The following is a 24857-nucleotide window of genomic DNA, read 5'->3' on the forward strand; positions in this document are numbered from 1 at the left end:
ATGCTATAAGTAGAGTTTCACGTTATCCCTTTAGTAACGAGGAGGATAGCTTTGGTATAATATCCCCACTTATTTTTGCGGAGTAAACAGTGGAACAAAAAGAACCCATGACAAAATACGGGTTTCAGCGATTATCAGACGAGCTGAACACCCTTAAAAATATCGATTTACCGGCAGTTAATGTTGAAATCGATCGTGCTAAAGAGTACGGTGATCTAAAAGAAAACTCCGAATACCATGCGGCACGTGAAAAACAGGCTTTTATCGGAACACGGATCGCGGAACTCGGTGAGGTAATCTCACGTGCTCAGATCGTGGACCCGAGCGAACTTGAACACGCTCGTATCAGCTTTGGTTCTACCGTTGTACTCTCCGATTTAGACAATGACCAAGAGGTCACGTATACCATCGTCGGCGGATGTGAGAGCAATCCTGCACGGGGTCTTATTTCATTTAACTCTCCGCTTGCTAAACAGCTTTTAGGTCGCGAGGAGGGGGATGAACTGAATGCAAAACTCCCCGGCGGAACCAAAAACTTTGAAGTGCTTGAAGTGAAATATCAGGAGATTGTGTTTGAATCCCATTAACGTCGGTATTATCGGAGTCAGCGGCTATACAGGTATAGAGCTTGTTAAAATGCTCATTTCTCATCCGATTTTCAATCTTGTCTATTGTGCCAATACCGAAGGTGCTACAACGGTTTCCGAGCTTCACCCCGCATTGATGGGTGTATGCGATTTGAGTGTTGAAAAAGTCGATATTGACCGTGCTGCTGAGATTTGTGAACTGATATTCCTAGCCCTGCCGCATAAAACCGCAATGCAGAGTGCAAAAGGGTTGTTAGAACGTGGGATAAAAGTGGTCGATCTCTCTGCCGATTATCGTCTGAATCAGGAGAATTACGAAGCATTTTACTGTGAACACGAAGATATCGACAATCTCTCACATGCGATCTATTCTATCCCTGAACTCCACGGTAATATTGCCGCCGGATCTCGTCTTGTTGCTAATCCGGGATGCCATGTTACCGCTTCTTTGATGGCACTGGCTCCATTTCTGGATCATATCGATCTTACTAATCCGATTTTTATTGATTCCAAAACCGGTGTTTCGGGTGCGGGGAAATCTCCGAGCAGTGCCGTTCATTACGTCAGTGTCAATGACAACATTAACTGCTACAACATCATCAAGCATCGCCATGCTACCGAGATCGAACAGCATGCATCGGCTTTATGTGCCAATGAAGTGAAAGTGACTTTTGTCCCTTCCTTGGTTCCGATGACGCGAGGGATGCTTGCGTGTGTTTATGCAACGTTGAAAACCGATTGCGATCCTTTGGCGCTTATGGAATCATTTTATAAGAATAAACCCTTTGTCCGTCTCCGTAGTGCACCACCGCATACAAAAATGACCTCCGGAACGAATTTCGCAGATGTGTATGCCACCCGCCATGGTAATGCACTCGTCGCGATGTGTGCAATCGATAATTTGATGCGCGGTGCGAGCTCACAAGCTCTGGTCAATGCAAACCTCATGATGGGATTGGACGAAACTCTCGGAATTCCCACCATCTCTTATGTCCCTTAAACCTCTCAAAAATGGGGCGATTCTCATCGCAGATGCCCATTGCGCCCCGTGGCGCACCCCTTTTATCGATTTTTTATATGCTCTTGAATCAGGTGAGATTACGACACCGCAACTGATTTTGATGGGAGATATCTTAGACATGCTTTATGGTCCGATACCTCGAACTTATGAGTACAATACAGAGGTAATCGATTTACTCAACCGTCTCTCAACTGTGATTGAAATCATTTACTTAGAGGGAAATCACGATTTTTTAATCGGTGATTTATTCCCGAAAACAGAAGTGATTCGTCGTGAAAATCAGCCCTTGATGATGATACATGAAGGTAAAAAAATCGCACTTTCTCATGGTGATAGCCATATGGGGTTTGGATATGAAGTGTATACGGTACTTATCCGTAATCCACTGATTCTTGCGGGGTTGAGAGCTATCGATACACTTGGGAACGGTTTTATCGTTGCATGGTTAGAAAAGCAGATGAAACGAAAAAATCATTGCCGTAAGATTGTCCATTTTGAAGACTTAATCCAAAATCGATTATTATCACTGAAGCTAGATTCTGTCGATCTTTTGATTGAGGGACATTTCCACCAAAATCGGATATTCAAAGTTAATCATTTAGATTATATTAACGTCGGTGCTTTTGCTTGCAATGAAAGATACTTTACTGTACAATCAAGCCAAAATCAGCCGTTATTACACGAAGCAGTTTTTCGTAAGGAGCCCCGATGAAGGGACAAGGTGATATTTTAAAAGTCGGCACAAATGAGATGGAATTGGTCGATTTTCGTATTTTTAAGCGTGAAGGCGATGAAATATACGAAGGGATATACGGTGTTAACGTCTCTAAAGTACGTGAAATTATCCGATTTCCGAAATTAACCGAACTACCGGGAACCCCTCCGTTTATCGAGGGAATTTTCGATTTGCGCGGTGTGGTTATTCCGGTCGTCAATCTGGCTACATGGATGGGAGTGGAAGCTCCTGAAGAGATGGCCCATGAGTCACGTGTGATTATTACCGAATTCAATAATATTCTGATCGGCTTTGTGGTCCACGAAGCTAAACGTATCCGCCGAATCAATTGGAAAGATATTGAACCGGCCTCTTTCATATCCTCCTCCGGAGGGCTGGACGGTTCTAAAATTACGGGTGTCACCCGTATTGAAGATGATGGTGTCCTTTTGATTTTAGATTTGGAAGGGGTTGTTCAAGAGCTCGGTCTCTATCAACCTTCCCGTGGAAAGCTAGAAGAGGGGAAAGATCGCTTTAGCGGTCATGTTTTACTTCTTGATGACAGTGCAACCGCACGACGTATTATTAAAGAGGCATTGGAGCAAATGGGCTTTGATGTTATCGAAGCAACGGACGGGCAGCAAGGGCTTAAAATTTTGGAAGATTTGTATCATGCATACGGTGATAACCTTTCTTCTAAACTCCGTCTTATCGCATCGGATATCGAAATGCCGTTGATGGATGGATTCCATTTTGCGGCGAATGTCAAATCCGATGAGCGTTTCAAGATGATACCGATTGTCTTTAACTCTTCCATTAGCGATCATTTCAGCGAAATGCGTGGACGTGAAGCCGGCGGAGAAGCGTATTTGGTCAAATTTGATTCGAATTTATTTTACGATGAAGTAGCGCGTGTCGTTCGTGCTCATATTCAATAGGGGTTAGACAATGGATGAATTTGAAGAGATATTACAAGATTTTCTGATTGAGTCGTTTGAACTGATCGAACAGCTTGACCAAGACCTTGTCGAACTGGAATCACGACCCGATGATTTGGATTTACTAAATCGTATCTTTCGGGTAGCGCATACGATTAAAGGGGCGAGTTCCTTTTTAAACTTTGATGTATTGACCCATTTGACTCACCATATGGAAAATCTCCTCAATATGGCACGTCATGGAGATTTAACCATCGATGCGGATGTTATGGATGTCATCCTCGAATCGATCGATTTGATGAAAGCATTGTTGGTACGAATCCGTGATAGAGGTGTGGATAGCGGATTGGAAGTCACTCATTGTGTCGAGCGTTTGGATGCGGTCGCTAACGGTACCCCGCTCAGTGCTGTGGCCGAAGCACCGGCTCCCGCTCCAGAACCGGAAGTTGCTGCATCACCGGTACAAGAGGATGAAGAAGCCGATTACTCTGGAATGAGCGAAGCGGAAGTAGAAGCAGAGATTGAGCGGCTTATCGCTGTTCGTCAAGCCGAAGATGCAGCTAAACGAGCGCACAAAGCTCCACCGGCTACTCCGATGGCAGAAGAAGAGGAACCCGATTATTCAGGAATGAGTGAAGAGGAAGTGGAAGCAGAAATTGAGCGTCTTATCGCTGTTCGTCAAGCCGAAGATGCGGCAAAACGTGCGCAAAAAAGTGTAGAACCTGAAGCGCCGAAAGCGCCACCGGCACCTGTGGCAGTTACTCCGGTCGCAGCACCAAAAGTAGAAGTAGTTGCACCGAAAGTGGCACCGACACCTCGAAAAGTGGAGCCGAAAGAGGATGGAGAATCTCGCGGCGGCGCGGCGGTCGAGCAAACGATTCGTGTCGATGTAAAACGGTTGGATCATTTGATGAATTTGATCGGTGAACTCGTTCTTGGTAAAAACCGTCTGATTAAGATCAATGATGATGTTGAAGAACGTTACGAAGGAGAAGCCTTCCTCGAAGAGCTGAATCAAGTGGTTTCAATCGTTTCATTGGTTACCACCGATTTGCAAATCGCTGTTATGAAAACCCGTATGCTTCCGATTGGGAAAGTATTTAACAAATTCCCTCGTATGATACGTGACTTATCGCGTGAGCTGAACAAAAAAATTGAGCTAGAGATTACGGGTGAAGAGACAGAACTCGATAAATCGATCGTCGAAGAGATCGGTGATCCGCTCGTCCATATTATCCGTAACTCATGTGACCATGGGATTGAAACACCGGATGTTCGTTTGGCCTCCGGTAAAGAAGAGGGCGGAACCATCCATCTTAAAGCATACCATGAGGGGAACCATATCGTTATTCAAATCATCGATGACGGTAAAGGGCTTGATGCCGATATGCTTAAATCCAAATCGATTGAGAAAGGTATCATTACTGAAAAAGAAGCGGATGGGATGACTGAAAAAGAGGCATTTGGCCTCATTTTCCGACCGGGCTTCTCAACCGCAGCGCAAGTCACCAGCGTTTCAGGACGTGGGGTCGGCATGGATGTGGTGAAGACCAACATCGAAAAACTAAACGGTATGATCGATATCGACTCCGAAGTGGGCAAGGGTACGTCGATGAAACTCAAAATCCCGCTCACCTTGGCGATTATCCAAGCGTTGCTTGTCGGGGTTCAAGAAGAGTATTATGCGATCCCTCTTGCATCCGTTCTTGAGACGGTACGTATTAGCAAAGATGAGATTTATACCGTTGAGAGCCGCTCTGTTATGCGTCTACGTGATGAAGTTCTTTCTCTCGTTCATATCGGCGATATTTTCGAAGTTGAACGTGTCTTTGATAACAGCGAACATGCGTATGTTGTTGTCCTCGGTCTTGCAGAGAGTAAAATCGGTCTTATTGTCGATTCATTGGTTGGGCAAGAAGAGATTGTTATCAAATCTCTCGGCGAATATCTCAAAGGGATCGAAGGGATCGCAGGGGCAACCATTCGCGGTGATGGCGGCGTGACATTGATCGTTGATGTCGCGGCATTGATGCAAATGGCAAAATCGGTTAAATCGACCGTCGGTCAAGAGAGTGCAGAATCCAAAGGGCGTTTAGGGGTGAAAAATAAAGCGAGCGATTATACGGTGATGATCGTTGATGACTCAAAAACCGATCGTACCATTATGCGTAAAGCATTAGAGCCGATGGGAATCACCCTTGTCGAAGCGATTGATGGAGTTGAAGCACTCAATGTCTTGAAGCAGGGCGAGTATATGTTCGATGCAATGCTTGTAGACATTGAGATGCCGCGAATGGATGGCTATACTTTGGCCGCTGAGATCAAAAAATACAATAAGTATAAAAATCTCCCATTGATCGCGGTGACATCCCGTACCGGAAAAGCGGATCGTATGCGCGGTGTCGAATCAGGAATGATCGAGTACATCACGAAACCGTATTCACCGGAATATCTGATGAATGTCGTCAAACGAAACATCAAATTTAACGAGGGGCTATAACATGAGCGAAAAACTCCAACAAATTATTAACAAACAGCAAAAGTCCCTCTCAGGAGATGATATTAAAATCGATGAAGTGATTCAGCTGGTCGGTTTCATCGTGGGGGACGAAGAATTTTCGGTGCCCATTTTGAGTATCCAAGAGATTATTAAACCGATCTCTTGGACACGTGTACCGCAAACGCCTGCTTATATTTTAGGGGTTTTTAATCTGCGCGGTTCGGTGATCCCATTGATCGATCTACGCTCACGTTTTGGATTGGAGATGATCAAACATACTGAAGAGACCCGTTTTATCGTAATGAAAAACGGGGATGATGTCGCGGGATTTGTTATTGATCGTCTTACCGAAGCGATTCGCCTGCCAAAACGGGATGTAGGACCTGCGCCGGATACGATTGCAGAAGCTGAAAGTATGATTGACGGTGTCGGTAAACAATCGGATCGAATCATTACCATCCTTAAAGTACATAAATTACTCGAACGTAATTTTTAGCCTTTCGTCATCCTGAACTCGATTCAGGATCTGAGATTGCGGATCGAGTCCGCAATGACGAAGAAAATATGGCACAATAACGCCATGAATGAAACACACTTTTTAAACCGCCGCACAAAACTCCTCGCTCTCATGGAAGAGGGGGTTGCGATTATCACCTCTGCCCCTACCCAAACGCGTTCCAATGATACGGAATATTCTTACCGACAAAACAGCGATTTTTATTATCTTTGCGGATTGAACGAAGATAACTCTGTATTGGTTTTGGTTAAAACTCCCGAATCATCGAAAACAATCCTTTTTGTCGAAGCGTACAATGCCGAGTCAGCGCTTTGGAACGGGGCGCGTTTAGGTGTAGAGGGTGCGAGCGAGCGATTCAGTGTCGATGAAGTGAATGATGTTGCTGAATACAGCGAGAGAATCAAAGAGCTATTGCGTGAACATATCAACCTCTATATCGATCTTTACAGCGATTCAGCACGACTTGTCGAAGCGAAAATTGCCGCACAATCGCTCCACTCTACACGTGGCGTCAAACGCCACATCCGCTCCATCCGAGATGTTACCTATCTGATCCGTACCCTACGCCTCATTAAATCAGACGAAGAGATCGAGATGATCAAACAGGCACTAACGATTACCGCCGAGGCACATCATGTCGCAATGCGAGAATGTCGTGCGGGGATGAGAGAATATCAACTCCAAGCGCAGATGAGCTATATCTTTTTAAATAACGGTGCCGAGAGCGAAGCCTACGGTGCCATCGTCGCAGGGGGGAACAATGCCAATACGCTCCACTATGTTGATAATCGCGATACGTTGCGAGACGGCGATTTAGTTCTTATCGATGCGGCGTGTGAATGGGAGCTCTATGCCAGCGATATTACCCGCACCTTTCCGATCAACGGAAAATTCAGCGAGGCTCAGCGTGAAGTGTACGAAAAAGTGCTCGATGTTCAGCTCCGTGTGATTGACGCGATCTGCGTGGGGGTAAAACGCGACTGGCTCCAAACCTATAGCGAAGAGTTGCTATGCGACGCTCTGATCGAACTTGGGATTTTGAACGGTGAACGCCATACGCTCATGGAAGCCAAAGAACACAAAAAATACGCTCCGCACGGGATAGGGCACTGGATGGGATTGGATGTACACGATCCGTGTCCGTATGTCGATGAAAGCGGTGAATCGTTAACTTTTGAGGCGGGGATGGTGATGACCATCGAACCGGGGCTCTATTTCCGCGCCGATGATGAGTCTGTCTCTGAACGCTATCGCGGGATCGGTATCCGTATCGAGGACAATATTCTTGTTACCATCGATGGATATGAGAATCTCTCCTCTATGATTGCGAAGAGTGTGGAAGAGATCGAAGCGGTATGTAATCAGTTATAACTATAACTCCATCCGCTGAGACCGTCTTGAGCCTCTTTAAACTCTTCTGAATCCCCTAAAAAATCGATAATGTGCAGCAAAGTCCACGGGATAGTATTGGCTTCGGCATCATCGACGATATGTTTGGGCATCGGGGTCTCTTGGGTTGTCAGGGCAAACGCGATTCGTTCACGATTGCTCAAAACATGGCTTGTAGCGGTGATACCCAATTCTCGGCAGAATTTTTCCAAGATAAGCGGCTTCACCTCTTCTGGGATGAGATCGGCAGTGTTGAGGATGGTGGTAAAATGGATTGGAAGCTCATCCGCCATCATAGAGGGTGATGCCATCAAGATGTACTCGACATTGTTGAGGAGATTGGCGATCTCTCCCGCTGAGAGGTAACTGTTGACTTTGAGCGCTTGCATCTCTTGCATTAGTCTTTTCCTTCGAGAATTTTGGTGATCAGTGAGGCCATACCGATGTGGAGATTGTAATTGGTGATCGGAAAATCAACCCATTCATCGTTCAAATTGACCGTATAACTGCTGAGGTATGTTCCGAGAATTTCCAAGTCGATTGGCTGATAGGTTGTACAGAGATCGGGTGAGAGTTTGGTACGTACCAATTTTCCCTCTTTATTACTGTGTGCCAAGGTAAAAGCGAGCGTTTTGAGACTGAGGAGATCACACCAGCGGATAAAGAGAGCAGGGGATAATTCGGTCTGTGGATTTCCCTCAGGGTCAAAAAGGAGATTTTGTTCTCGTAAGGGGATCAGAACGCTTAAAATCGCTTCGCAAAACGGCAGACTCTTTTGTCGCCAGAAGGGAGCTTCGTCACTGCGTTCCAAGGCACTAGAGATGGCTCCGAGTATCGCAGAATTTTTACCGCTGCGAAGCAGTGTGGACATTGAGTGTAAAACCATCGTTAATATCCTCATTTTTGGTGCAACTTTAGCTATTTTTGTATAATACCCCTATTAATAACAGGAGATTGTCTTATGGATAAAGGTTGGTTAACAAATAGTATTTCAGTAGGACTGGTCGCATTGTCGTATGGGTTTGAGGGGATAGCCGGTTCCGCGTTACGCAGTGCAGGTTTATTTGCCCTCTCGGGAGCAATAACCAATCAGCTCGCAATCCATATGCTTTTTGAAAAAGTCCCTTTTTTATACGGTTCGGGGATAATCCTTGATCGGTTTGAATCGATTCGTGAAGCGCTGAAAAAACTCATTATGGAGCAGTTTTTTACCCCTGAAAAAATTGAGAGTTTTGTGCAGTCCCAAGAGCGGACGATTGATCTCTCTCCGATTATCGAACAAACCGATTTTACCCCTGCGTATAATGCGTTGGTTCGCAGTGTTATGGATTCATCTTTAGGGGGGATGCTCGGGATGTTTGGGGGTGAAGCGATTATCGGAAAACTCAAAGAGCCGTTTTTAGAAAAGATCAAGGCATCGACAATCGAGATTAGTCAGAGCGAATCGTTCATGAATGCCCTCAATACCCATCTGCATCAAGGGAGTTCCCATCTAACCGAGACGATAGAATCAATTGTCGAATCCCGTCTTGAGGAACTTACTCCAATGATGGTGAAAGAGATGCTTCATAATCTCATGAAAGAGCATTTGGGATGGCTTGTAGTGTGGGGTGGTGTGTTTGGAGGAATCATCGGATTGCTATCTGTTTTTATCATCTAAAAGATTCCACTTAAAAGACTTGACAATAATAGACTCAAAGTATTATAATTATTGAAACTCAATTTAGGAGAATTTTATGTCAAACAATATTTTTGAAAAACTAACCCATCAAATGACCGAAATGATCGAGTCGTCGATCTCTTTGGCACTGCATAATAAAAACAGCGAAGTTGAACCGATCCATTTTTTATGGGCACTGTTAGCGAACAGTAACTCATCATTGAATCAAGCGTTGGTAAAAATGGCGGTGGATAAAACCGCGATAGAACTCGATGTTAAAAGCGCAGCCAAAAAATTGTCCAGTTCCTCCAGTGTAACAAAAGAGAGCATTCGTTTGTCGCGTGATTTTGTTCATGCTCTTGAACGAGCTTCTGCTGAAATGGCAGTTAACGGAGATGAGTACATTGCTATTGACGCATTTTTAATGGGTAATTTAAATCACTCCCCTTTTAAAGAAATTTTGGAAAAATACATTAATGTATTTGAATTGCGTAAAACGTTCGAAGCGATGCGTGCAGGACAAAAAATCGAGTCTCAAACCTCGGATGAGAATCTCGAATCGCTTTCAAAATACGGAATTGATTTAACGCGAGAAGCGGTAGAGGGGAAACTCTCTCCTGTGATCGGACGGGACGAAGAGATCTCTCGTATGATGCAGATTCTGATCCGTAAAACCAAAAACAATCCGATTTTACTCGGTGAGCCCGGAGTCGGTAAAACAGCTCTAGTCGAAGGATTGGCACAGAGGATAGTAAATAAAGAGGTTCCTCTGAGTCTTCAAAATAAGAGGGTCGTAACGCTTGATATGAGTGCCTTGATTGCGGGAGCAAAATATCGCGGTGAATTCGAAGATCGTCTCAAAGCGGTGATCGATGAGGTCAAAAAATCGGCCAATGTCATTTTGTTTATTGATGAAATTCATACGATCGTCGGTGCCGGTGCATCTGAGGGATCGATGGATGCCGCGAATATCCTCAAACCGGCATTAGCACGGGGAGAACTTCATACGATCGGAGCGACAACGCTCAAAGAATACCGTAAATACTTCGAAAAAGATGCCGCATTGCAGCGCCGTTTTCAGCCGGTTAATGTGGATGAACCGAGCGTGAACCAATCATTGCAAATTCTTCGTGGACTCAAAGAGCGTTTGGAAGCACACCATAACGTGACGATTATCGATTCGGCATTGGTAGCGGCGGCAAAACTCTCCGATCGCTACATCAACGACCGTTTTCTGCCGGACAAAGCGATCGATTTGATTGATGAGGCAGCGGCAGAACTTAAAATGCAGATCGAATCGGAACCCAATGCTCTTGCCGGTGTTAAACGTCGTCAAACCAATCTTCAGGTTGAAAAAGAGGCACTGAAGATGGAAGCATCGGTTGCCAATACGAAACGGCTCGAAGAGATTGAAAAAGAGCTTGCCGATGTGAGTGAAGAACGCCGAAGTCTTGATGCACAATTTGCCCATGAAAAAGAGGTTTTCAATTACATGGCAAAGCTCAAAGGTGAAATTGAGGCTAAACGCCGTGAGGCAGAGATAGCCAAACAAAATGCTGATTTCAATAAAGCAGCCGAGATCGAATACGGACAAATCCCCAAACTCTTTGAAGAAGAAAAAGTCCTTCAGGAAAAGTGGAAAAATATGATGGTGGCAGGGACACTGCTTAAAAACAGCGTTGACGAAGCTTCTATTGCCGGAATCGTGAGCCGTTGGACAAAAATTCCGGTGAATAAAATGCTCCAGAGCGAAAAAGAAAAAATTCTTCACATCGAAGACGAACTTAACCGTGATGTGGTGGGGCAGGAGAAGGCTACCCATGCGGTAGCCCGTGCGATTAAGCGCAATAAAGCGGGATTATCGGATAAAAGCCGTCCGATCGGATCGTTCTTGTTTCTTGGACCTACCGGCGTCGGAAAAACTCAGACGGCGAAAACGTTGGCGAAATTTCTTTTTGACAGCAGCGAATCGATGATCCGTATCGATATGTCGGAGTACATGGAGAAACATGCGGTATCACGCCTCGTCGGAGCACCTCCGGGGTACGTCGGGTTTGATGAGGGGGGACAGCTTACCGAAGCGGTACGCCGTAAGCCTTACAGCGTTATATTGTTTGATGAGGTGGAAAAAGCCCATCCCGATGTCTTTAATGTTCTGTTGCAAGTATTGGATGACGGACGTCTAACCGATAACAAAGGGGTCTTGGTCGACTTTACCAATACAATCATCATTTTGACTTCCAACATCGCGAGTGACAAAATTATGTCGCATCACGGTGATGCGGGGTTGGAAGATATGGTCCTCGATGAACTTAAACGCCATTTCAAACCGGAGTTTTTGAACCGTCTTGATGATGTAGTGGTCTTCAATCCGCTGGGTGAAGCACAAATTCTCAGTATCGTTGATCTTTTCTTTAGAGACATCGCGGCAAAAGTTGAAGAGAGGGACATCACTATCACCCTCACCGAGAGTGCTAAACGCTATATTGCGAGTGCAGGATTTGATCCGGTCTACGGAGCACGTCCTCTTAAACGGGCGCTCTATGAGATTGTCGAAGACCGTTTAGCCGATCTGATTCTCGGCGGAGAGGTGGAAGAGGGTTCCTCGGTAGCTTTTGATGCTGTTGGAGACGAGATTAACGTAACTGTGGCATAATCGCATTCATGAAAATAATTGCATTGCTTTTAGTCGTATTGTTACAGCTTTTGGGATGTACGGGGGATTGTATGACCTGTCATCCCGCACTCCTTAAAAATATCGATAACGATCACCGTCATAAACCGATGACGACGTGCATACAATGCCACAGTGCCAATCCTTCTAAAATGGCCGATTGCGGAAGTGATTGTTTTGCGTGTCATCCGATAGCAAAGATTGAGAGCGCACGGGTGACAGAGCATGCCGTGATTCGCGAATGCAGAGATTGTCACATGAAGCTAAAAACAAATCTTGATTTGAACAATACCCCAAAAGGACAGTCGGTTATGCCGACGTTGCGGGATTTTTTAAAGCCTTAAGCGTAAACCGGCTCGAATATTTTGTCGAACCCGTCAATGATCTTTTGCATCAGTTTTTGAGCCTCTTCGATCATTTTTTCGGTTGTTTTGGTCTCTTTTACCGCATTATCAAACATATCTACCACCCCTTTTTTGGCATGATTTTTGACATTTTCATCGCTGTTTTTCAGGTTTCCGATGAGTTTTGTCACATCGGAAGCGACTTTATTGATCGGTGATGTTTGATTTTCTTTTTCGAGTTCTTTCATAAATTTATTGATGTAAGGCTGTGCTTTTTTCATAAAAGCATTGATCTCTTTTTGATCTTGTTCGCTAATCCCATTGCTATCGAGATTAAAACTAAATGCCTGCATCGAAGCAAATGAGAATGATTGTTCTTTGCTTTCATCAGTGGTTTTTTCATTGAGTGAAAGGGATTGCTCATTGGTAAAGTTAAGTGAGAGGGTATCCCCACTACTTGTTTTCATTTGAATATTAAGTTCATGGGAGCGGTAAGCATCATAAGAGGTTGCAGTGGTCATGGCAGCACCTTTCGGGTTAATCTTAGTGAATATATCGGACTTTTTTACAATAATTTTAATAAGCTTTTACGAAACTTAACCCTTCTTTAAGTAAGAATTGTCTATTATTGCGTGCTAAAAATTTCTAAAGGGAATGGCTTATGAAAAGAACATACCAACCGCATAATACGCCACGTAAACGTACTCACGGTTTCCGTGCACGTATGGCGACAAAAAACGGCCGTCGAGTATTGAACGCTCGTCGTGCTAAGGGTAGAAAACGATTGGCTGTCTAAATAGCTTCTCGATGCTAAAGCTCCATAGTGAGTTTCAGCGTGTTTATCAACGCGGGAAAAATGCACACAGCACTTCGATCGCGTTGTTTTATCTCCCGTTAGCGGGAGAAAAAAAAGTTGGATATACGGCCAGTAAAAAAGTTGGAAATGCAGTAGTGAGAAATCGATGTAAAAGACGCTTAAGAGCTCTTTTCGATGAATTTTCGCCCAATGCACAAGACGGATGGTACGTTTTTGTTGCCAAGAAAGGGTTATTTGACAACTCTTTCGATACAGTGCGACGCGACTGCAAATATGTTTTAAAACGGACGGGTGCCATGGGTGGAGCAGGTGATGATAAGAAGCTTCTTTCTTAAGCTCCTCTGGCTCTATCGGCACTCTTTTTCTTTAGTGACACGCGGCGCATGCCGCCACTATCCTTCTTGCTCCGAATATGCCCTATGGCAGTTTGAGCGTAACCCGCTTCCTCATGCATTTTACTCCACGTTTTTACGAATTTTACGGTGCAATCAGCTTTTTTCCGGCGGTATCGATTATCCGATTATCAACAAACCGGTATTAAAACCCTCCGAACTCTCCATAAATACGATAAAATACTGGTTTGTTCCATATCAGCAGAATTATTTTCTGATTAAAAATTTTAAGTTTAAAGGGTCACAGTGCTAGAAAAGTTTACTCCCAATCAGCGACTCATCGTTGCTGTCGCTTTATCTTTTGTCTTTTTTATAGGATATACCACTCTATTTCCTCCTCAAGCACCTAACAGTGAAAGTAACACCACCGAAGTAAGCGCAGCGAAAGAAGTTTCGCTTAAACCAACGGCTACTGCAACTCAAGAGACTAACAGCTCAACGGTTTCAGACATTAAAACGGTAACGACCGATACCTTGACAACCATCACGGCTAAAGAGTTCACGCTCAAAATCGATACTCTCGGACGAGTATCTTCTGTTGTTCTGAGTAATGCAAAACATAATGGTAAAGACGGGAAACTCTCTGAACTGATCGCAAGCAGCGGTGCTAAACCGCTTCAAATTCGTTTTGCCGATGCAGCACTCAACGATGCAGCGGCAAAAACTCCGTATACAACCGATGCTACCAATATCGCCTTGGGTGAAAACGGTAAATCTACACTCGTGCTGAGTCAAAATCTTCCTGAATTGACCGTGACTAAAACATTGACCTTTTACGCAGACGGACACTACGATGCTAAGATTGCTCTCTCCACTGAAAAGCGTTATTCACTTTACTTAGGACAACACCCTGAGATCATTGAACAGATGATGACGGTTGTGGGGGGGATGATTTATTCAGGAGACAACCTAACCACAATTTTTGAAGATGGCGATGTTGAAGGACGTTCACTCTTTAGTGATGTTCACCTTGTTTCGGCATTTGATCAATACTACGCGACAATTTTTTACGGTTTTGATAAAGCAACTCAGGTAACGGTTGAACGTGATATGAACAATAATCCTGTCACGTATTTGGAAGGGACCAATAACTTTACGTTTAACGGATACATCGGGCCAAAAGAGTATAAAACACTTGAATCCATTGATCCGGTTTTGGTTAATGCAATCGAATTTGGATTTTTCACGTTTGTTGCGGCTCCAATTTTTAAAGTATTGATGTGGTTGCACGGTTTGCTCGGCAACTGGGGTTGGGCGATTATCGGCCTTACTGTCCTTATCCGTATTTTCTTGTACCCTTTGACCCACAAAGGGATGGTATCGATGCAAAAGATCAAAGATATCGCTCCACGTATCAAAGAAGTTCAAGAAAAATACAAAGGTGATCCTGCCCGTATGAATGCGGCAGTGATGGAGATGTACAAAAAACACGGTGCTAATCCACTCGGCGGATGTCTTCCATTGATTTTGCAAATTCCGGTTTTCTTTGCAATTTACCGTGTATTACTCAATGCCGTTGAACTCCAAGGAGCTCCATGGATACTATGGGTAACCGACCTGTCACGAATGGATCCGTATTACATCCTCCCTATTTTGATGGGTGCGACGATGTATTATCAACAAAAGATTACTCCGAGCAATTTTACCGATCCGTTGCAGGAAAAAATCTTTAAATTTTTACCGCTTATCTTTATGTTCTTTTTTATCACGTTCCCGGCGGGCCTCGTGTTGTACTGGTTCGTAAACAACCTTTTCTCGATTGCGCAGCAATATTTGGTCAACAAACAATTCGAAGCGGCACGCGCAGTACGTCACGAAGCTCATCTTGCGGAAAAGCATCATGAAAAAGATTGAAGCACCTACACTAGAACAAGCGTACGCTGAAGCGGCCGCTGCGTTTGGATGTTCCGTTACCGCACTGCAAGTTGAGATTGTTCAGTTCCCCTCTAGCGGGGTATTGGGCTTTTTTAAAAAATCTGCCATCATTGTTGCCAATCTCCCTTATACCGCTTCCGTGGAAGAAGCAGTAGAAGAAGAGATTTTTGATAGACAAAATGATGAGATCACTCATGAACCTTCATTTACTGAACCCGAAGAACTGGTTTTAGGGGATGAGTTTTACGAGCAAGCGGATGATTTTGAAGAACCCTCAGAGATGGAGGGGGATTATTATGAAATCTCAGCTCAAGAGTGTGCGGATGAAGTCAAAGAGCAGATCAATATCCTTTTTAAAGACATTTGCTTCGACATAAACAATGTAGAAGTGAGTGTGTATGATGAAAATACACTGCTTGTTGAATTTACGGGTGCCGATGCGGCGCTCATGATCGGTAAAGAGGGATATCGTTATAAAGCGCTCTCTTATATGCTTTTTAACTGGATTAATGCAGTGTACGGGATGCAGCTGCGTCTTGAAATCGCCGAGTTTTTGAAAAATCAAGAAGAGTCGATTTCCCGTTATTTGATTAATGTTTGTGAGATCATCGATCAAGAGGGACGTGCTCAAACCAAGGTACTCGATGGAGTATTGGTTCAAATCGCACTCAAACAACTTCGTGATCGTTACCCTGATCGCTATGTCGCGATCCGCTCTACCCGTGATGGTGGTAAATTTATCATCATTAACAGCTACCACGAATATTGATGAACGACACCATAGCCGCTATCGCCACCGCGAACGGTGTCGGATCTATCTCGATTCTCCGCCTCAGCGGAGGTCGCTCTCTTGAGATCGCATTAAAACTTACCCAAAAATCGCAGCTCCAACCCCGCTATGCAACCCTCAGCTCTTTGCATCATAACGACGGAACATTGATTGATGAAGCAATTGTGATTTATTTCCAAGCGCCGCGCAGTTTTACGGGTGAAGAGGTCGTTGAGTTTCAATGTCACGGCGGCTACGTGGTCGCCGAGTCGTTGCTTCGGGCGGTATTATCGGAGGGGGCACGTTTGGCCGAACCCGGTGAGTTCAGCAAACGGGCTTTTTTAAACGGACGTCTTGATCTGACCCAAGCCGAAGCGACCGCAGCATTGATCGAAGCCAAAAGCGACGATGCCGCACGGATACTCGCTCGTCAGATGAAGGGGGAATTGCGCGGATACATCGAGGGGATTCGTGATTCGCTGCTCGAAATCTTGGCGTACTCCGAAGTGGTGATTGATTATGCCGAAGAGGATTTGCCTCAAGACGTCGTAGAGCAGATCGAAGTGAAGCTGGAGCGTATCAAACATACCCTCTCCCGTACACTCGAATCGAGCCGCAGACGCTCAGGTTTAATGCAGGGATTTCGAGTTGCGATCATCGGAAAGCCCAATGTCGGTAAGAGTTCACTTCTAAACGCATTGCTTGATTACGAGCGTGCCATCGTCAGTGACATTGCAGGGACGACTCGTGACACGATAGAAGAGCAAGTGCGTATCGGTACCCATTTGATCCGTCTTGTCGATACAGCAGGGATACGTAACGCTCACGATGAGATTGAGCGGATCGGGATCGAACGCTCCATCGCGGCGATTGAAAATGCCGATGTTGTCATTACATTATTTGATTCGAGCCGCATGATCGATGACGAAGATCGTGCCATTATCGAGTTAATCGAACGTTACCGCGAAGAGAAACCTTTTATCTGTATCCTGAACAAATCGGATTTACCGGAGAGCTTTGACACAGAGTCAATCGAGAGATACACTCCGATTCGTCTGAGCTGTAAACAGGAGATGCGCAGTCTCATCGATACCCTCAGTTCTTTGATGGATTATGAGAATGACGGTGAGGAGATGATGTTGATTTCCGCCCGTCAGATCAGTGCCACTGAGAGTGCCGTTCGCTCAATCGACGACGCGTACGAACCGTTACATGATGGGGAGTTGGAGTTCTTCTCCTTTCATATCAATGCCGCGATCCGCTCAGTCGCCTCCATCAGCCGTCCGTATGAACTCGATGAGATGTTCGACAAAATGTTCGGACAGTTTTGTCTGGGGAAATGATGGCAGTTTATATCGCAATTGATTTAGGACTAAAGCGGATCGGATTAGCGCTGAGTGCGGGTGCCGGGATCGTGACGCCGCTGAGTGCCGTTGAGCGGAAAAACCGTAACCAAGCCGCTAATGACGTTAAAAAAGTGTTGAACGAATACGAAGCGACAACGGTCGTCGTCGGTATCCCTATGGGAAGCACGACCGAGGATGAGATGCGCCGACGGGTGGCACACTTTATGAATCTCGTCGAATTCAGTGGAGAAATCGCCTACCAAGACGAATCCCACAGCTCCCAAGAAGCCGAAGCGTTGATGAAGGGTGAAATCCGTTACAAACGCGACGGCCGGATAGATTCGCTCTCGGCAAAGATTATTTTAGAGCGGTATCTTTCCTGTCATTCCCGCGAAGGCGGGAATCCAGTTTTATAATCTGTCCTTTTTCTCCGTTCGTGGTGAGCTCAAGGAAACATCGCTTCGCGAGCGGAACCCTTGTTTTGTCGAACCATGAACATCCCCCTTTGACAGGCTCAGGGCAAACGCTCATAATTCAAGCAATAAAATGTAAAAATTATGCATAAATGGTATAAAATGTGAACCATTTTATTTCAGGTGAGATTATGAGATTTCTGAGTGTTTTAGCGATGTTTATGTTGCCCTATTTGAGTTTTGCCGACACAGCTAATGTTTCCATGGATGATAAACCAAGTTTTGATTGTTCTAAAACAAAGACATCAATCGACGCAATGGTATGCGATAGTAAGGAATTATCAAAACTTGATAAACAATTGTCAATTTCTTATCATGATGCACTATCAAAAGGGAATAAACAATCTATAAAAGAATGGCAAAAAGTTTGGTTGTATAATGATCGTGGAAGCTGCAATGATCCTCATTGTCTTGAAAAAGTATATGAATCTCAAATCAGTAAACTACGTGAGTTTGTCAAAAATATCTCTAAAGATTCTATTTCAGGTAAGTATCAACGATATTATAATGGAAGACTTGATAAACATATATCTTTAATCAACATTTATGAATTGGATAGTAATAGAGTTCAAATTGTAGGTTCTTCAATATGGATTGGTAATATTGAGACAGGTAACGTTAATACGGGTGAAGCTTATGGCGAAGCCACATTAATCGACAATAGATTTAATTATGAGGAAACATCCGAAGATGGCAATGGATGTCAGTTGAGAGTTGTTTTTTATAAGAATAGCTTGGTTGTGACTGATGAGAATTTACATTGTGGAGGCTTAAATGTTTCGTTTGGCGGGGAATATAGAAAAGTTATTCATCAATAGTAATATTATATGGATGCAAAATCATCGATTTTTCATTAAAAATAGGAAACTTACTGAAATGAATTTTCGCTACAATATTACCAACACACACGAGGTGACACTATGACGATTGCAATGAATAAAGCGATTGAAGATTTGCAGGAACTTACCCCAAATGAAAAAGGGTTTGTCGCACAATACCTGATTTCCTCTCTTGATACCGCACAGGATGCTGATGCTCAAACTGAGTGGGCGGAACTGGCGAAAAAACGTTTTGAATCATTGGAAAATGGAGATGTCCAATCAGTAAGTTGGGAGAGCATCAAAAATCAGATTTTAGGTGCTTGAGTGAAGCCGTTGCGCTTTCATCCTGATGTGAGCGTCGATGTCAAAGGCTCATATGAGTGGTATGAAGAGCGCTCTGTTGGATTAGGGGCTAGATTTATTTCCCAACTAGAACACTCGTATGAAGCAATCAGCTACTTTCCACAGATGTGGTCTCCTTTTGAGCATGGATTCCACCGCTATGTTTTACCCCATTTTCCATTTTCTGTCATTTACAAAGAAACGCACGATACCATTTTTATACTTGCTGTGATGCATAATAGCCGTAAACCCGGATACTGGAAAGATCGGCTATAAAACTTTAAAAAACTCCGCCGCTTCCTCTTCATCATCGGTGAGGGTGGCAAAATCCTCATCGTTTTCCAGCTTATCTTTGATGGTCGAGACACAATAATCAAATCCGATTTCTCTCGCATTTTCAATGTTAAATACAAATCCCATTCCGCTGAATTGATACGGCTCTTCTTGTTCGATACAGAGTAAAATCCCTTCACACTTTTCTTCAAATTGTTCGACGATTTCACGGTAAGAGATGTTGAATTCGGTAGCATTCCAACCGATATCTTCGAGCTTTTTATCGGAAAATTCGGCAATTCCATCTCCCGTAGTATCATCGTACAAAGCCCGTTTTTGGTTAAACCCGATAATACTTTGCCATGCACCGGAAGCTTTGATCAATATTCGATCATCATCTTCGACGATTCGATAACTGTCTCCGAGCATACTTGAGATAGGGCGAGAAAGTGTGGTACTTAGAGGAGAGAGCGGTGGAATTTGTCCCTCGAAAATCGAGATGGTATCATCTGCGAAAGGAGCGTATCGGATTTCACCGCTATAGGTGATCGCAAAAGATTTTGCCGAGCTGGCGGCACGCAAAAAATCCTCTTTGGCGACAACTATGATCTCTTTAAAAAGGTTGAATTTTTTCATTAAAATGTCTCTTTTTTTGGGTGAATTGTAGCATGGGATCGTTGCATCATCCTTAGTGAAGTATTTAGCAGAATGATATAAGGGTACGCTAATATATTTTTATGCAAAAGTGGGGTATAATTCGCCAAATTTTAAGCCTATGAGCTTACTCTAAGGATACCTGTATGGCATTGAACGTCTACTACGATAAAGATTGTAATATCGAATTAATCAAAAGCAAAAAAGTGGCAATGATCGGTTTTGGATCACAAGGTCATGCACACGCGGAAAACCTTCGCGACAGCGGTGTCGAAGTTGTTATCGGTCTTCGCAAAGAGGGCGGCTCATGGGCAAAAGCGGAAGCTAAAGGGTTCAAAGTTATGACAGTAGCAGAAGCTTCTGCATACGCTGACGTTGTTATGATCCTTCTTCCGGATGAGAACCAAGCAGAAATCTATAAAAACGAAATCGCTCCAAACCTAAAATCAGGTGCAACTATCGCATTCGGTCACGGTTTCAGCATCCACTACGGACGTATTAAACCAGCCGCTGATATCAATGTAACGATGATCGCGCCTAAAGCACCGGGTCATACCGTACGTTCTGAGTTTGTTCGCGGCGGCGGGATTCCCGATTTGATCGCAGTAGGACAAAATCCAAGCGGTACAACAAAAGAATTGGCGCTTTCATACGCATCGGCTATCGGTGGCGGACGTACAGCGATCATCGAAACGACGTTCAAAGACGAAACGGAAACAGACCTTTTCGGAGAACAAGCGGTTCTTTGCGGTGGTGCAGTTTCTCTCGTTCAAGCGGGATTTGAAACATTGACAGAAGCGGGTTACGCACCTGAGCTTGCTTACTTCGAGTGTCTTCACGAGCTTAAACTCATCGTTGACTTGATGTTCGAGGGCGGAATCGCTGATATGCGTTATTCTATCTCCAACACAGCGGAATACGGTGACTATGTAAGTGGTAAACGTGTTATCAATGAGCAATCAAAAGCGGCGATGAAAGAGATCCTCAAAGAGATCCAAGACGGCCGTTTCGCAAAAGACTTTATCCTTGAAGGTCAAGCGGGTTACCCACGTATGAATGCTGAGCGTACAAACGCAAAAGCATCGTTGATCGAACGTACAGGTGTAAGCCTTCGTGCGATGATGCCGTGGATTTCTAAAAACAAAATCGTTAACCAAAGCACAAACTAATATCCCTTTTCAGAGCATGACGCTCTGAATATACTCCATCATAAGAGGTTTTATCATTTTATGAGCAAACGACCTCGACCTAATCACATTTTTTCATTGCAACGCCTTGGATGGGGAATCGTCGGATTTCTCCTTTTTCTGATTGCACTTCTAATCGGGTATGTAATCGGATTTTCACAAGCAGAAGAAGAGCTTGCCGCCGAACGTGTTCAAACACAGATGCTCGTAAATCAAATCAAAGAAATTGCCGCGATAGATGAGAGTTACATACCTACCCCAAAGCCCAAAGAAAACGGGCAAGATCTTGAAATCCGTCGACTGAAAAAAGAGCTGCAATCTCTTTTAGAGAAAGAATCTCAGCGTTCACCTGCACAAGTGCATAAACCTGAGCCGATTAAGCCTCAGCATGAATATGCCCCTAAAGATAAGCAGGCGTTACCCCCTCCCGCTCCAAAACGTCCGGTAGTTCTTGATTCCAAAGGTGCAAAACTCGTCATTATCATTGATGATGTTTCGTATGCTCATGATGTTAAGGCAATTCAATCGACGGGATTGCCTTTGGTAATGTCGTTTCTTCCCCCAAGTTCCAGGCATCCGGAATCGGCTAAATTAGCACAACAGCAATCTCGTTATATGGTTCATTTGCCGATGGAAGCGATGGATTTTAACGATGAAGAGGCAGTCACTCTCCATATCACCGATTCTGAAGAACAGATGGCTAAACGCATTTCGACACTCAAGCAGCTTTATCCTGCGGTTCGCTATATGAATAACCATACAGGCTCCAAGTTTACCGCAGATGCGGAAGCAATGGAAAAGCTGATCCGCGTTTTGAAACGGGAAGGGATTGTTTTTGTCGATAGCCGAACGACCGGAAAAACGAAGGTTCCAGAGATATCGAGAAAATTAGGTACCCGTTATATCGGACGCGATGTATTTTTGGATCATCAAGACGGTGTAGCCAATGTTAAAAAGCAGATTAAAGAGGCGGTAGAGAAAGCTAGACGCCATGGAACTGCTATCGCCATCGGTCATCCAAGAGCGGATACGATTCAAGCGCTCAAAGAGTCCAAAGAACTATTACGCGGCATTCAGATAGTCGGGATAGAAAATATTTGACACAGTGACAAAAAATCGCTCGTTTTAACCTTTATTCGCTATTGTTACTCATCTAAAATAGTAATGAGTCAGCATGAGCAATACGATCCATTTTGATATTCCTGAACTCTTCTCGATGAAACGTTATCCCGAGAAACTCTCTTATCGAGGTTCTTTGGATCTTCTTCACCGTCCTAAAATCTCTATTGTCGGGACACGCCGGCCCAATCCTTATACGCGCTCTATTACACTGGAACTTTCCAAAAAACTCTCTTTGTCGGGTATGGTTATTGTCAGCGGCGCGGCACTCGGAGTTGACGCAATAGCCCATCAGGGGGCGGGTGCAGAAAATACGATAGCGGTTCTCCCCAGCGGTATTGATGTGCGTTATCCTGCGGCAAACGCTGAATTGATTGAAGCGATTGAAAAACGAGGGCTTACGATCAGCCCGTTTGAGAGAGGTTTTGATGCTCGCGAGTGGAGTTTTGTCGTCCGTAATGAGATAGTGGTTGCATTGGGGGATGTTTTGATTGTCACTGAGGCAGATATCGACAGCGGAAGTATGCGCAGTGTAGAATATGCGCTTGCGATGAAAAAACCGATCTATGTTCTTCCCCATCGGCTCCGTGAGAGCGCGGCTACGCGTCAACTTTTACGTGATGGGAAGGCTGAAGCGATTGATGATATCGATATCTTTGTTGCCCTGGTCAGTCAAAAAGGGCGAAATGCCATGGACGATAGCCCATTTTTTGCATTTTGCCGAAATGCACCGACCTATGAAGAGGTTTTGGCAAAATTTCCCAAAGATATTTTTGAAGCGGAATTAAACGGGATTGTGGAAGTGCGTAACGGGAGGGTCTATCTAGAGTAAGCAGGACTTAATGTCCTGATTGCCCTGATTTCACTTCATACCCGTAGTGTTTTACAAGGTAGTTGATAATCGTTTGTTGATCCTCTTTCCCGATAGGAGCTTTGAACTCATTGACCATTTTTTGGACGGTTCCTGTCCAATACGGACGGCTTTTTTCCCCTTGATTGAGGATATATCCCCATGAGTGGCAGATCAGGCAGTATTGTTGCGCTACTTCATCGTGATCCCCTTTTGCCATCGGATAATCGACGTAAGGCATTTCAATCGGTTTATCAACCTGAGCAAATACGGTAGCGGCCAAAAATACGCTGAGTAGTAGTAATTTTTTCATTTTTGAACCTTATACAATTTTCACATTAACGCTGTCAACAGCGTTGTATTGGTATCCGCCGGCATTCCAGCCAATCTCATCGGCTAGGGGCTGAATATTGCCGATGCGGTTGATAGCGCGTGCCATAATGGTGAAATTACCTTTGGCTTTTGCATCCCATTCAAAACTCCATGGTCTAAAGGCAAATTTGCCGTAGTCTTGACCCAGTTTTGCCGCACTCCAGCTTTTGCCTCCATCGAGAGAAATCATCACCTCTTTGATCCCTTTGCCCTGATCGAAAGCAACGCCTGAAATTTTGACTTTGGAGCCTTTTTTGATCACGGTGTCAGAGGATGGGTACCCGATAACCGATTTGACTTTCATGCTCGCGATCGGTTTGCGTTTGTACTCGAAGTCACTGCCTGAGACAACACATTCGCAATCATTATCAGGGACAGTGTAGGCTACATCCATAAAGAAACTTTTACGGTACGTATCCATAACCATGATCTCACTGAGCATTTTAACCCAGCTATCCGAGAAGTGTCCCGGAATAACGAGACGGATCGGAAAACCGTTGAGATAAGGGAGGTCTTCACCGTTCATTGCGTAGGCAACAATGATTTGATCCTCAAGCGCTTCATGAATCTCCATTTCACGGAAAAAGTCAGGAGTTTCATCCATTGCCGGTTTTTCTAAACCGTTAAGGCCAACCCATGTAGCGCTCTCTTTCACACCGGCACGATTGAGGATATCTTTGAGACGGACCCCTTTCCATACAGCACAGCCCATCGCACCGTGATCCCATTGGACGCCATGCGTTGCCTGTCCGGTAACCGCGTAATATTTACGGCTGTTACCGCCGCATTGCAGGACAGCGGTAATCTCTGCGGGCTCGAATTTTGATTTTAAATCATCGACACTCAAGGAGAGAGGGGTATTGACGGAACCTTTGATTTCCAGACGAAATTCATTCAAATCGATATGAGTCGGGATATCCGGAAGATGCCAACGGACGAAAAATTCATCATTCGGGGTGATTGCTTGGGTGAAAATTTCACGCCCTTTTGCAGATTTGAGCAAAGGGGGGCGATCGGAGATGGTCACCATCGGCTTTTTTTCAGGAAATGCAATTACAGGCGGAGTGTATGTTTGCGGGATAGCGATTGGTTTGGCAGGTGCCTCTTTACCTAGCAGGGTTGAAGCCCCCAGGAGTAAGCCGGCACCTAAAAAATGTCTGCGGTTAAGATGTCTCATGCGCTGTACCTTAGATTATAATATCACTATTTTATCATAATCTGG

At 44.5% G+C, this 24857-nt stretch carries 29 protein-coding genes; 23 read left to right on the plus strand and 6 right to left on the minus strand.

Translation table 11 applies throughout. The features are described from left to right. Positions 1-89 precede the first annotated feature (89 nt). The 7 genes from greA (at position 90) to B649_RS02900 (ending at position 7649) form a co-directional block, all read left to right on the plus strand. Positions 90-587 (plus strand): transcription elongation factor GreA, encoded by a 498-nt coding sequence (greA, locus tag B649_RS02870; protein ID WP_015653000.1) that lies wholly within the window; start codon positions 90-92, stop codon positions 585-587. Next, positions 574-1587 (plus strand): N-acetyl-gamma-glutamyl-phosphate reductase, encoded by a 1014-nt coding sequence (gene argC / locus B649_RS02875; protein WP_015653001.1) that lies wholly within the window; start codon positions 574-576, stop codon positions 1585-1587. The genes greA and argC overlap by 14 nt, the downstream gene beginning before the upstream one ends. Next, positions 1577-2320, plus strand: coding sequence for a metallophosphoesterase (locus B649_RS02880; RefSeq protein ID WP_015653002.1), 744 nt, complete (start codon positions 1577-1579; stop codon positions 2318-2320). The genes argC and B649_RS02880 overlap by 11 nt, the downstream gene beginning before the upstream one ends. Continuing rightward, positions 2317-3261 carry a chemotaxis protein gene (locus B649_RS02885; RefSeq protein ID WP_015653003.1) on the plus strand — a complete coding sequence of 315 codons (945 nt, stop codon included), beginning with the start codon at positions 2317-2319 and terminating at the stop codon, positions 3259-3261. The genes B649_RS02880 and B649_RS02885 overlap by 4 nt, the downstream gene beginning before the upstream one ends. Positions 3262-3271: 10 nt before the next feature. Next, entirely contained in the window at positions 3272-5761 is a 2490-nt protein-coding gene (locus tag B649_RS02890) for a chemotaxis protein CheW (RefSeq protein ID WP_015653004.1), read from the plus strand. 1 nt (position 5762) lies between these two features. Then, positions 5763-6257, plus strand: coding sequence for a chemotaxis protein CheW (locus B649_RS02895; protein ID WP_015653005.1), 495 nt, complete (start codon positions 5763-5765; stop codon positions 6255-6257). An 84-nt stretch (positions 6258-6341) separates the two neighbouring features. Then, complete coding sequence (locus tag B649_RS02900; RefSeq protein ID WP_041192529.1) at positions 6342-7649, plus strand: aminopeptidase P N-terminal domain-containing protein; 1308 nt, start codon at positions 6342-6344, stop codon at positions 7647-7649. Here the strand turns inward: B649_RS02900 and B649_RS02905 are convergent. Together B649_RS02905 and B649_RS02910 are read right to left on the minus strand one after the other, a co-directional pair. Then, a complete protein-coding gene (locus B649_RS02905; RefSeq protein WP_015653007.1) occupies positions 7640-8065 on the minus strand; it encodes a hypothetical protein in 426 nt (141 codons plus the stop codon). The two genes, B649_RS02900 and B649_RS02905, sit on opposite strands and share 10 nt — an antisense overlap. After that, the gene (locus tag B649_RS02910; protein ID WP_015653008.1) at positions 8065-8553 is read right to left on the minus strand and encodes a hypothetical protein; all 489 of its coding nucleotides are present in this window, start codon (positions 8551-8553) and stop codon (positions 8065-8067) included. Before B649_RS02910 ends, B649_RS02905 begins: the two co-directional genes overlap by 1 nt. Before the next feature lie 75 nt (positions 8554-8628). Between B649_RS02910 and B649_RS02915 the strand changes: the two genes are divergently transcribed. From B649_RS02915 to B649_RS02925, 3 genes are all read left to right on the plus strand, one after another. Continuing rightward, complete coding sequence (locus B649_RS02915) at positions 8629-9327, plus strand: hypothetical protein (protein WP_015653009.1); 699 nt, start codon at positions 8629-8631, stop codon at positions 9325-9327. A 76-nt stretch (positions 9328-9403) separates the two neighbouring features. Continuing rightward, positions 9404-11983, plus strand: a complete 2580-nt coding sequence (locus B649_RS02920) for an AAA family ATPase (protein ID WP_015653010.1) — start codon at positions 9404-9406, stop codon at positions 11981-11983. A gap of 8 nt (positions 11984-11991) precedes the next feature. Next, a complete protein-coding gene (locus tag B649_RS02925) occupies positions 11992-12345 on the plus strand; it encodes a hypothetical protein (protein ID WP_041192381.1) in 354 nt (117 codons plus the stop codon). On the opposite strand, the gene B649_RS02930 is transcribed toward B649_RS02925, so the two are convergent. Next, complete coding sequence (locus tag B649_RS02930) at positions 12342-12866, minus strand: hypothetical protein (RefSeq protein ID WP_015653012.1); 525 nt, start codon at positions 12864-12866, stop codon at positions 12342-12344. The genes B649_RS02925 and B649_RS02930 overlap by 4 nt on opposite strands. A 140-nt stretch (positions 12867-13006) precedes the next feature. Between B649_RS02930 and rpmH the strand changes: the two genes are divergently transcribed. The 10 genes from rpmH to B649_RS02970 all read left to right on the plus strand — a co-directional run bounded on the left by rpmH (position 13007) and on the right by B649_RS02970 (position 19456). Beyond that, a complete protein-coding gene (rpmH, locus tag B649_RS12435) occupies positions 13007-13141 on the plus strand; it encodes a 50S ribosomal protein L34 (RefSeq protein WP_013459438.1) in 135 nt (44 codons plus the stop codon). A gap of 11 nt (positions 13142-13152) precedes the next feature. Further along, on the plus strand, positions 13153-13497 hold the full coding sequence (gene rnpA, locus B649_RS02935; RefSeq protein ID WP_015653013.1) for a ribonuclease P protein component: 345 nt from the start codon (positions 13153-13155) through the stop codon (positions 13495-13497). Further along, a complete protein-coding gene (yidD, locus tag B649_RS12440) occupies positions 13475-13807 on the plus strand; it encodes a membrane protein insertion efficiency factor YidD (RefSeq protein ID WP_015653014.1) in 333 nt (110 codons plus the stop codon). The genes rnpA and yidD overlap by 23 nt, the downstream gene beginning before the upstream one ends. Next, a complete protein-coding gene (gene yidC / locus B649_RS02940) occupies positions 13801-15408 on the plus strand; it encodes a membrane protein insertase YidC (protein WP_015653015.1) in 1608 nt (535 codons plus the stop codon). The genes yidD and yidC overlap by 7 nt, the downstream gene beginning before the upstream one ends. Next, positions 15395-16198: a Jag N-terminal domain-containing protein gene (locus B649_RS02945; RefSeq protein ID WP_015653016.1), complete on the plus strand. Its 804-nt coding sequence runs from the start codon at positions 15395-15397 to the stop codon at positions 16196-16198. Before yidC ends, B649_RS02945 begins: the two co-directional genes overlap by 14 nt. Beyond that, a complete protein-coding gene (mnmE, locus tag B649_RS02950) occupies positions 16192-17541 on the plus strand; it encodes a tRNA uridine-5-carboxymethylaminomethyl(34) synthesis GTPase MnmE (protein ID WP_291750962.1) in 1350 nt (449 codons plus the stop codon). Before B649_RS02945 ends, mnmE begins: the two co-directional genes overlap by 7 nt. Then, positions 17541-17960 carry a Holliday junction resolvase RuvX gene (gene ruvX, locus B649_RS02955; RefSeq protein ID WP_015653018.1) on the plus strand — a complete coding sequence of 140 codons (420 nt, stop codon included), beginning with the start codon at positions 17541-17543 and terminating at the stop codon, positions 17958-17960. The genes mnmE and ruvX overlap by 1 nt, the downstream gene beginning before the upstream one ends. A 161-nt stretch (positions 17961-18121) precedes the next feature. Beyond that, a complete protein-coding gene (locus B649_RS12045) occupies positions 18122-18835 on the plus strand; it encodes a hypothetical protein (protein ID WP_291750925.1) in 714 nt (237 codons plus the stop codon). A 102-nt stretch (positions 18836-18937) separates the two neighbouring features. Further along, positions 18938-19162, plus strand: coding sequence for an addiction module protein (locus B649_RS02965; RefSeq protein WP_015653020.1), 225 nt, complete (start codon positions 18938-18940; stop codon positions 19160-19162). Next, complete coding sequence (locus tag B649_RS02970; RefSeq protein WP_015653021.1) at positions 19163-19456, plus strand: type II toxin-antitoxin system RelE/ParE family toxin; 294 nt, start codon at positions 19163-19165, stop codon at positions 19454-19456. It abuts the gene before it with no gap. On the opposite strand, the gene B649_RS02975 is transcribed toward B649_RS02970, so the two are convergent. Then, positions 19451-20089: a hypothetical protein gene (locus B649_RS02975; RefSeq protein ID WP_015653022.1), complete on the minus strand. Its 639-nt coding sequence runs from the start codon at positions 20087-20089 to the stop codon at positions 19451-19453. The genes B649_RS02970 and B649_RS02975 overlap by 6 nt on opposite strands. A gap of 164 nt (positions 20090-20253) precedes the next feature. Here B649_RS02975 and ilvC point away from each other — a divergent pair, with 164 nt between their 5' ends. The 3 genes from ilvC to B649_RS02990 all read left to right on the plus strand — a co-directional run bounded on the left by ilvC (position 20254) and on the right by B649_RS02990 (position 23245). After that, a complete protein-coding gene (gene ilvC, locus B649_RS02980) occupies positions 20254-21276 on the plus strand; it encodes a ketol-acid reductoisomerase (RefSeq protein WP_041192383.1) in 1023 nt (340 codons plus the stop codon). 60 nt (positions 21277-21336) lie between these two features. Continuing rightward, positions 21337-22395: a divergent polysaccharide deacetylase family protein gene (locus B649_RS02985; RefSeq protein ID WP_015653024.1), complete on the plus strand. Its 1059-nt coding sequence runs from the start codon at positions 21337-21339 to the stop codon at positions 22393-22395. Positions 22396-22468: 73 nt separating this feature from the next. Next, a complete protein-coding gene (locus B649_RS02990; protein WP_015653025.1) occupies positions 22469-23245 on the plus strand; it encodes a DNA-processing protein DprA in 777 nt (258 codons plus the stop codon). 7 nt (positions 23246-23252) lie between these two features. Here B649_RS02990 and B649_RS02995 read toward each other — a convergent pair whose 3' ends face one another. Together B649_RS02995 and B649_RS03000 are read right to left on the minus strand one after the other, a co-directional pair. Further along, positions 23253-23576: a hypothetical protein gene (locus B649_RS02995; RefSeq protein WP_015653026.1), complete on the minus strand. Its 324-nt coding sequence runs from the start codon at positions 23574-23576 to the stop codon at positions 23253-23255. Between the two features lie 9 nt (positions 23577-23585). After that, positions 23586-24812 carry a molybdopterin-dependent oxidoreductase gene (locus tag B649_RS03000; protein ID WP_015653027.1) on the minus strand — a complete coding sequence of 409 codons (1227 nt, stop codon included), beginning with the start codon at positions 24810-24812 and terminating at the stop codon, positions 23586-23588. Positions 24813-24857 lie beyond the last annotated feature (45 nt).

Origin of the sequence: Candidatus Sulfuricurvum sp. RIFRC-1 (genome assembly GCF_000310245.1) — a bacterium.
Taxonomy (GTDB): Bacteria; Campylobacterota; Campylobacteria; order Campylobacterales; family Sulfurimonadaceae; genus Sulfuricurvum.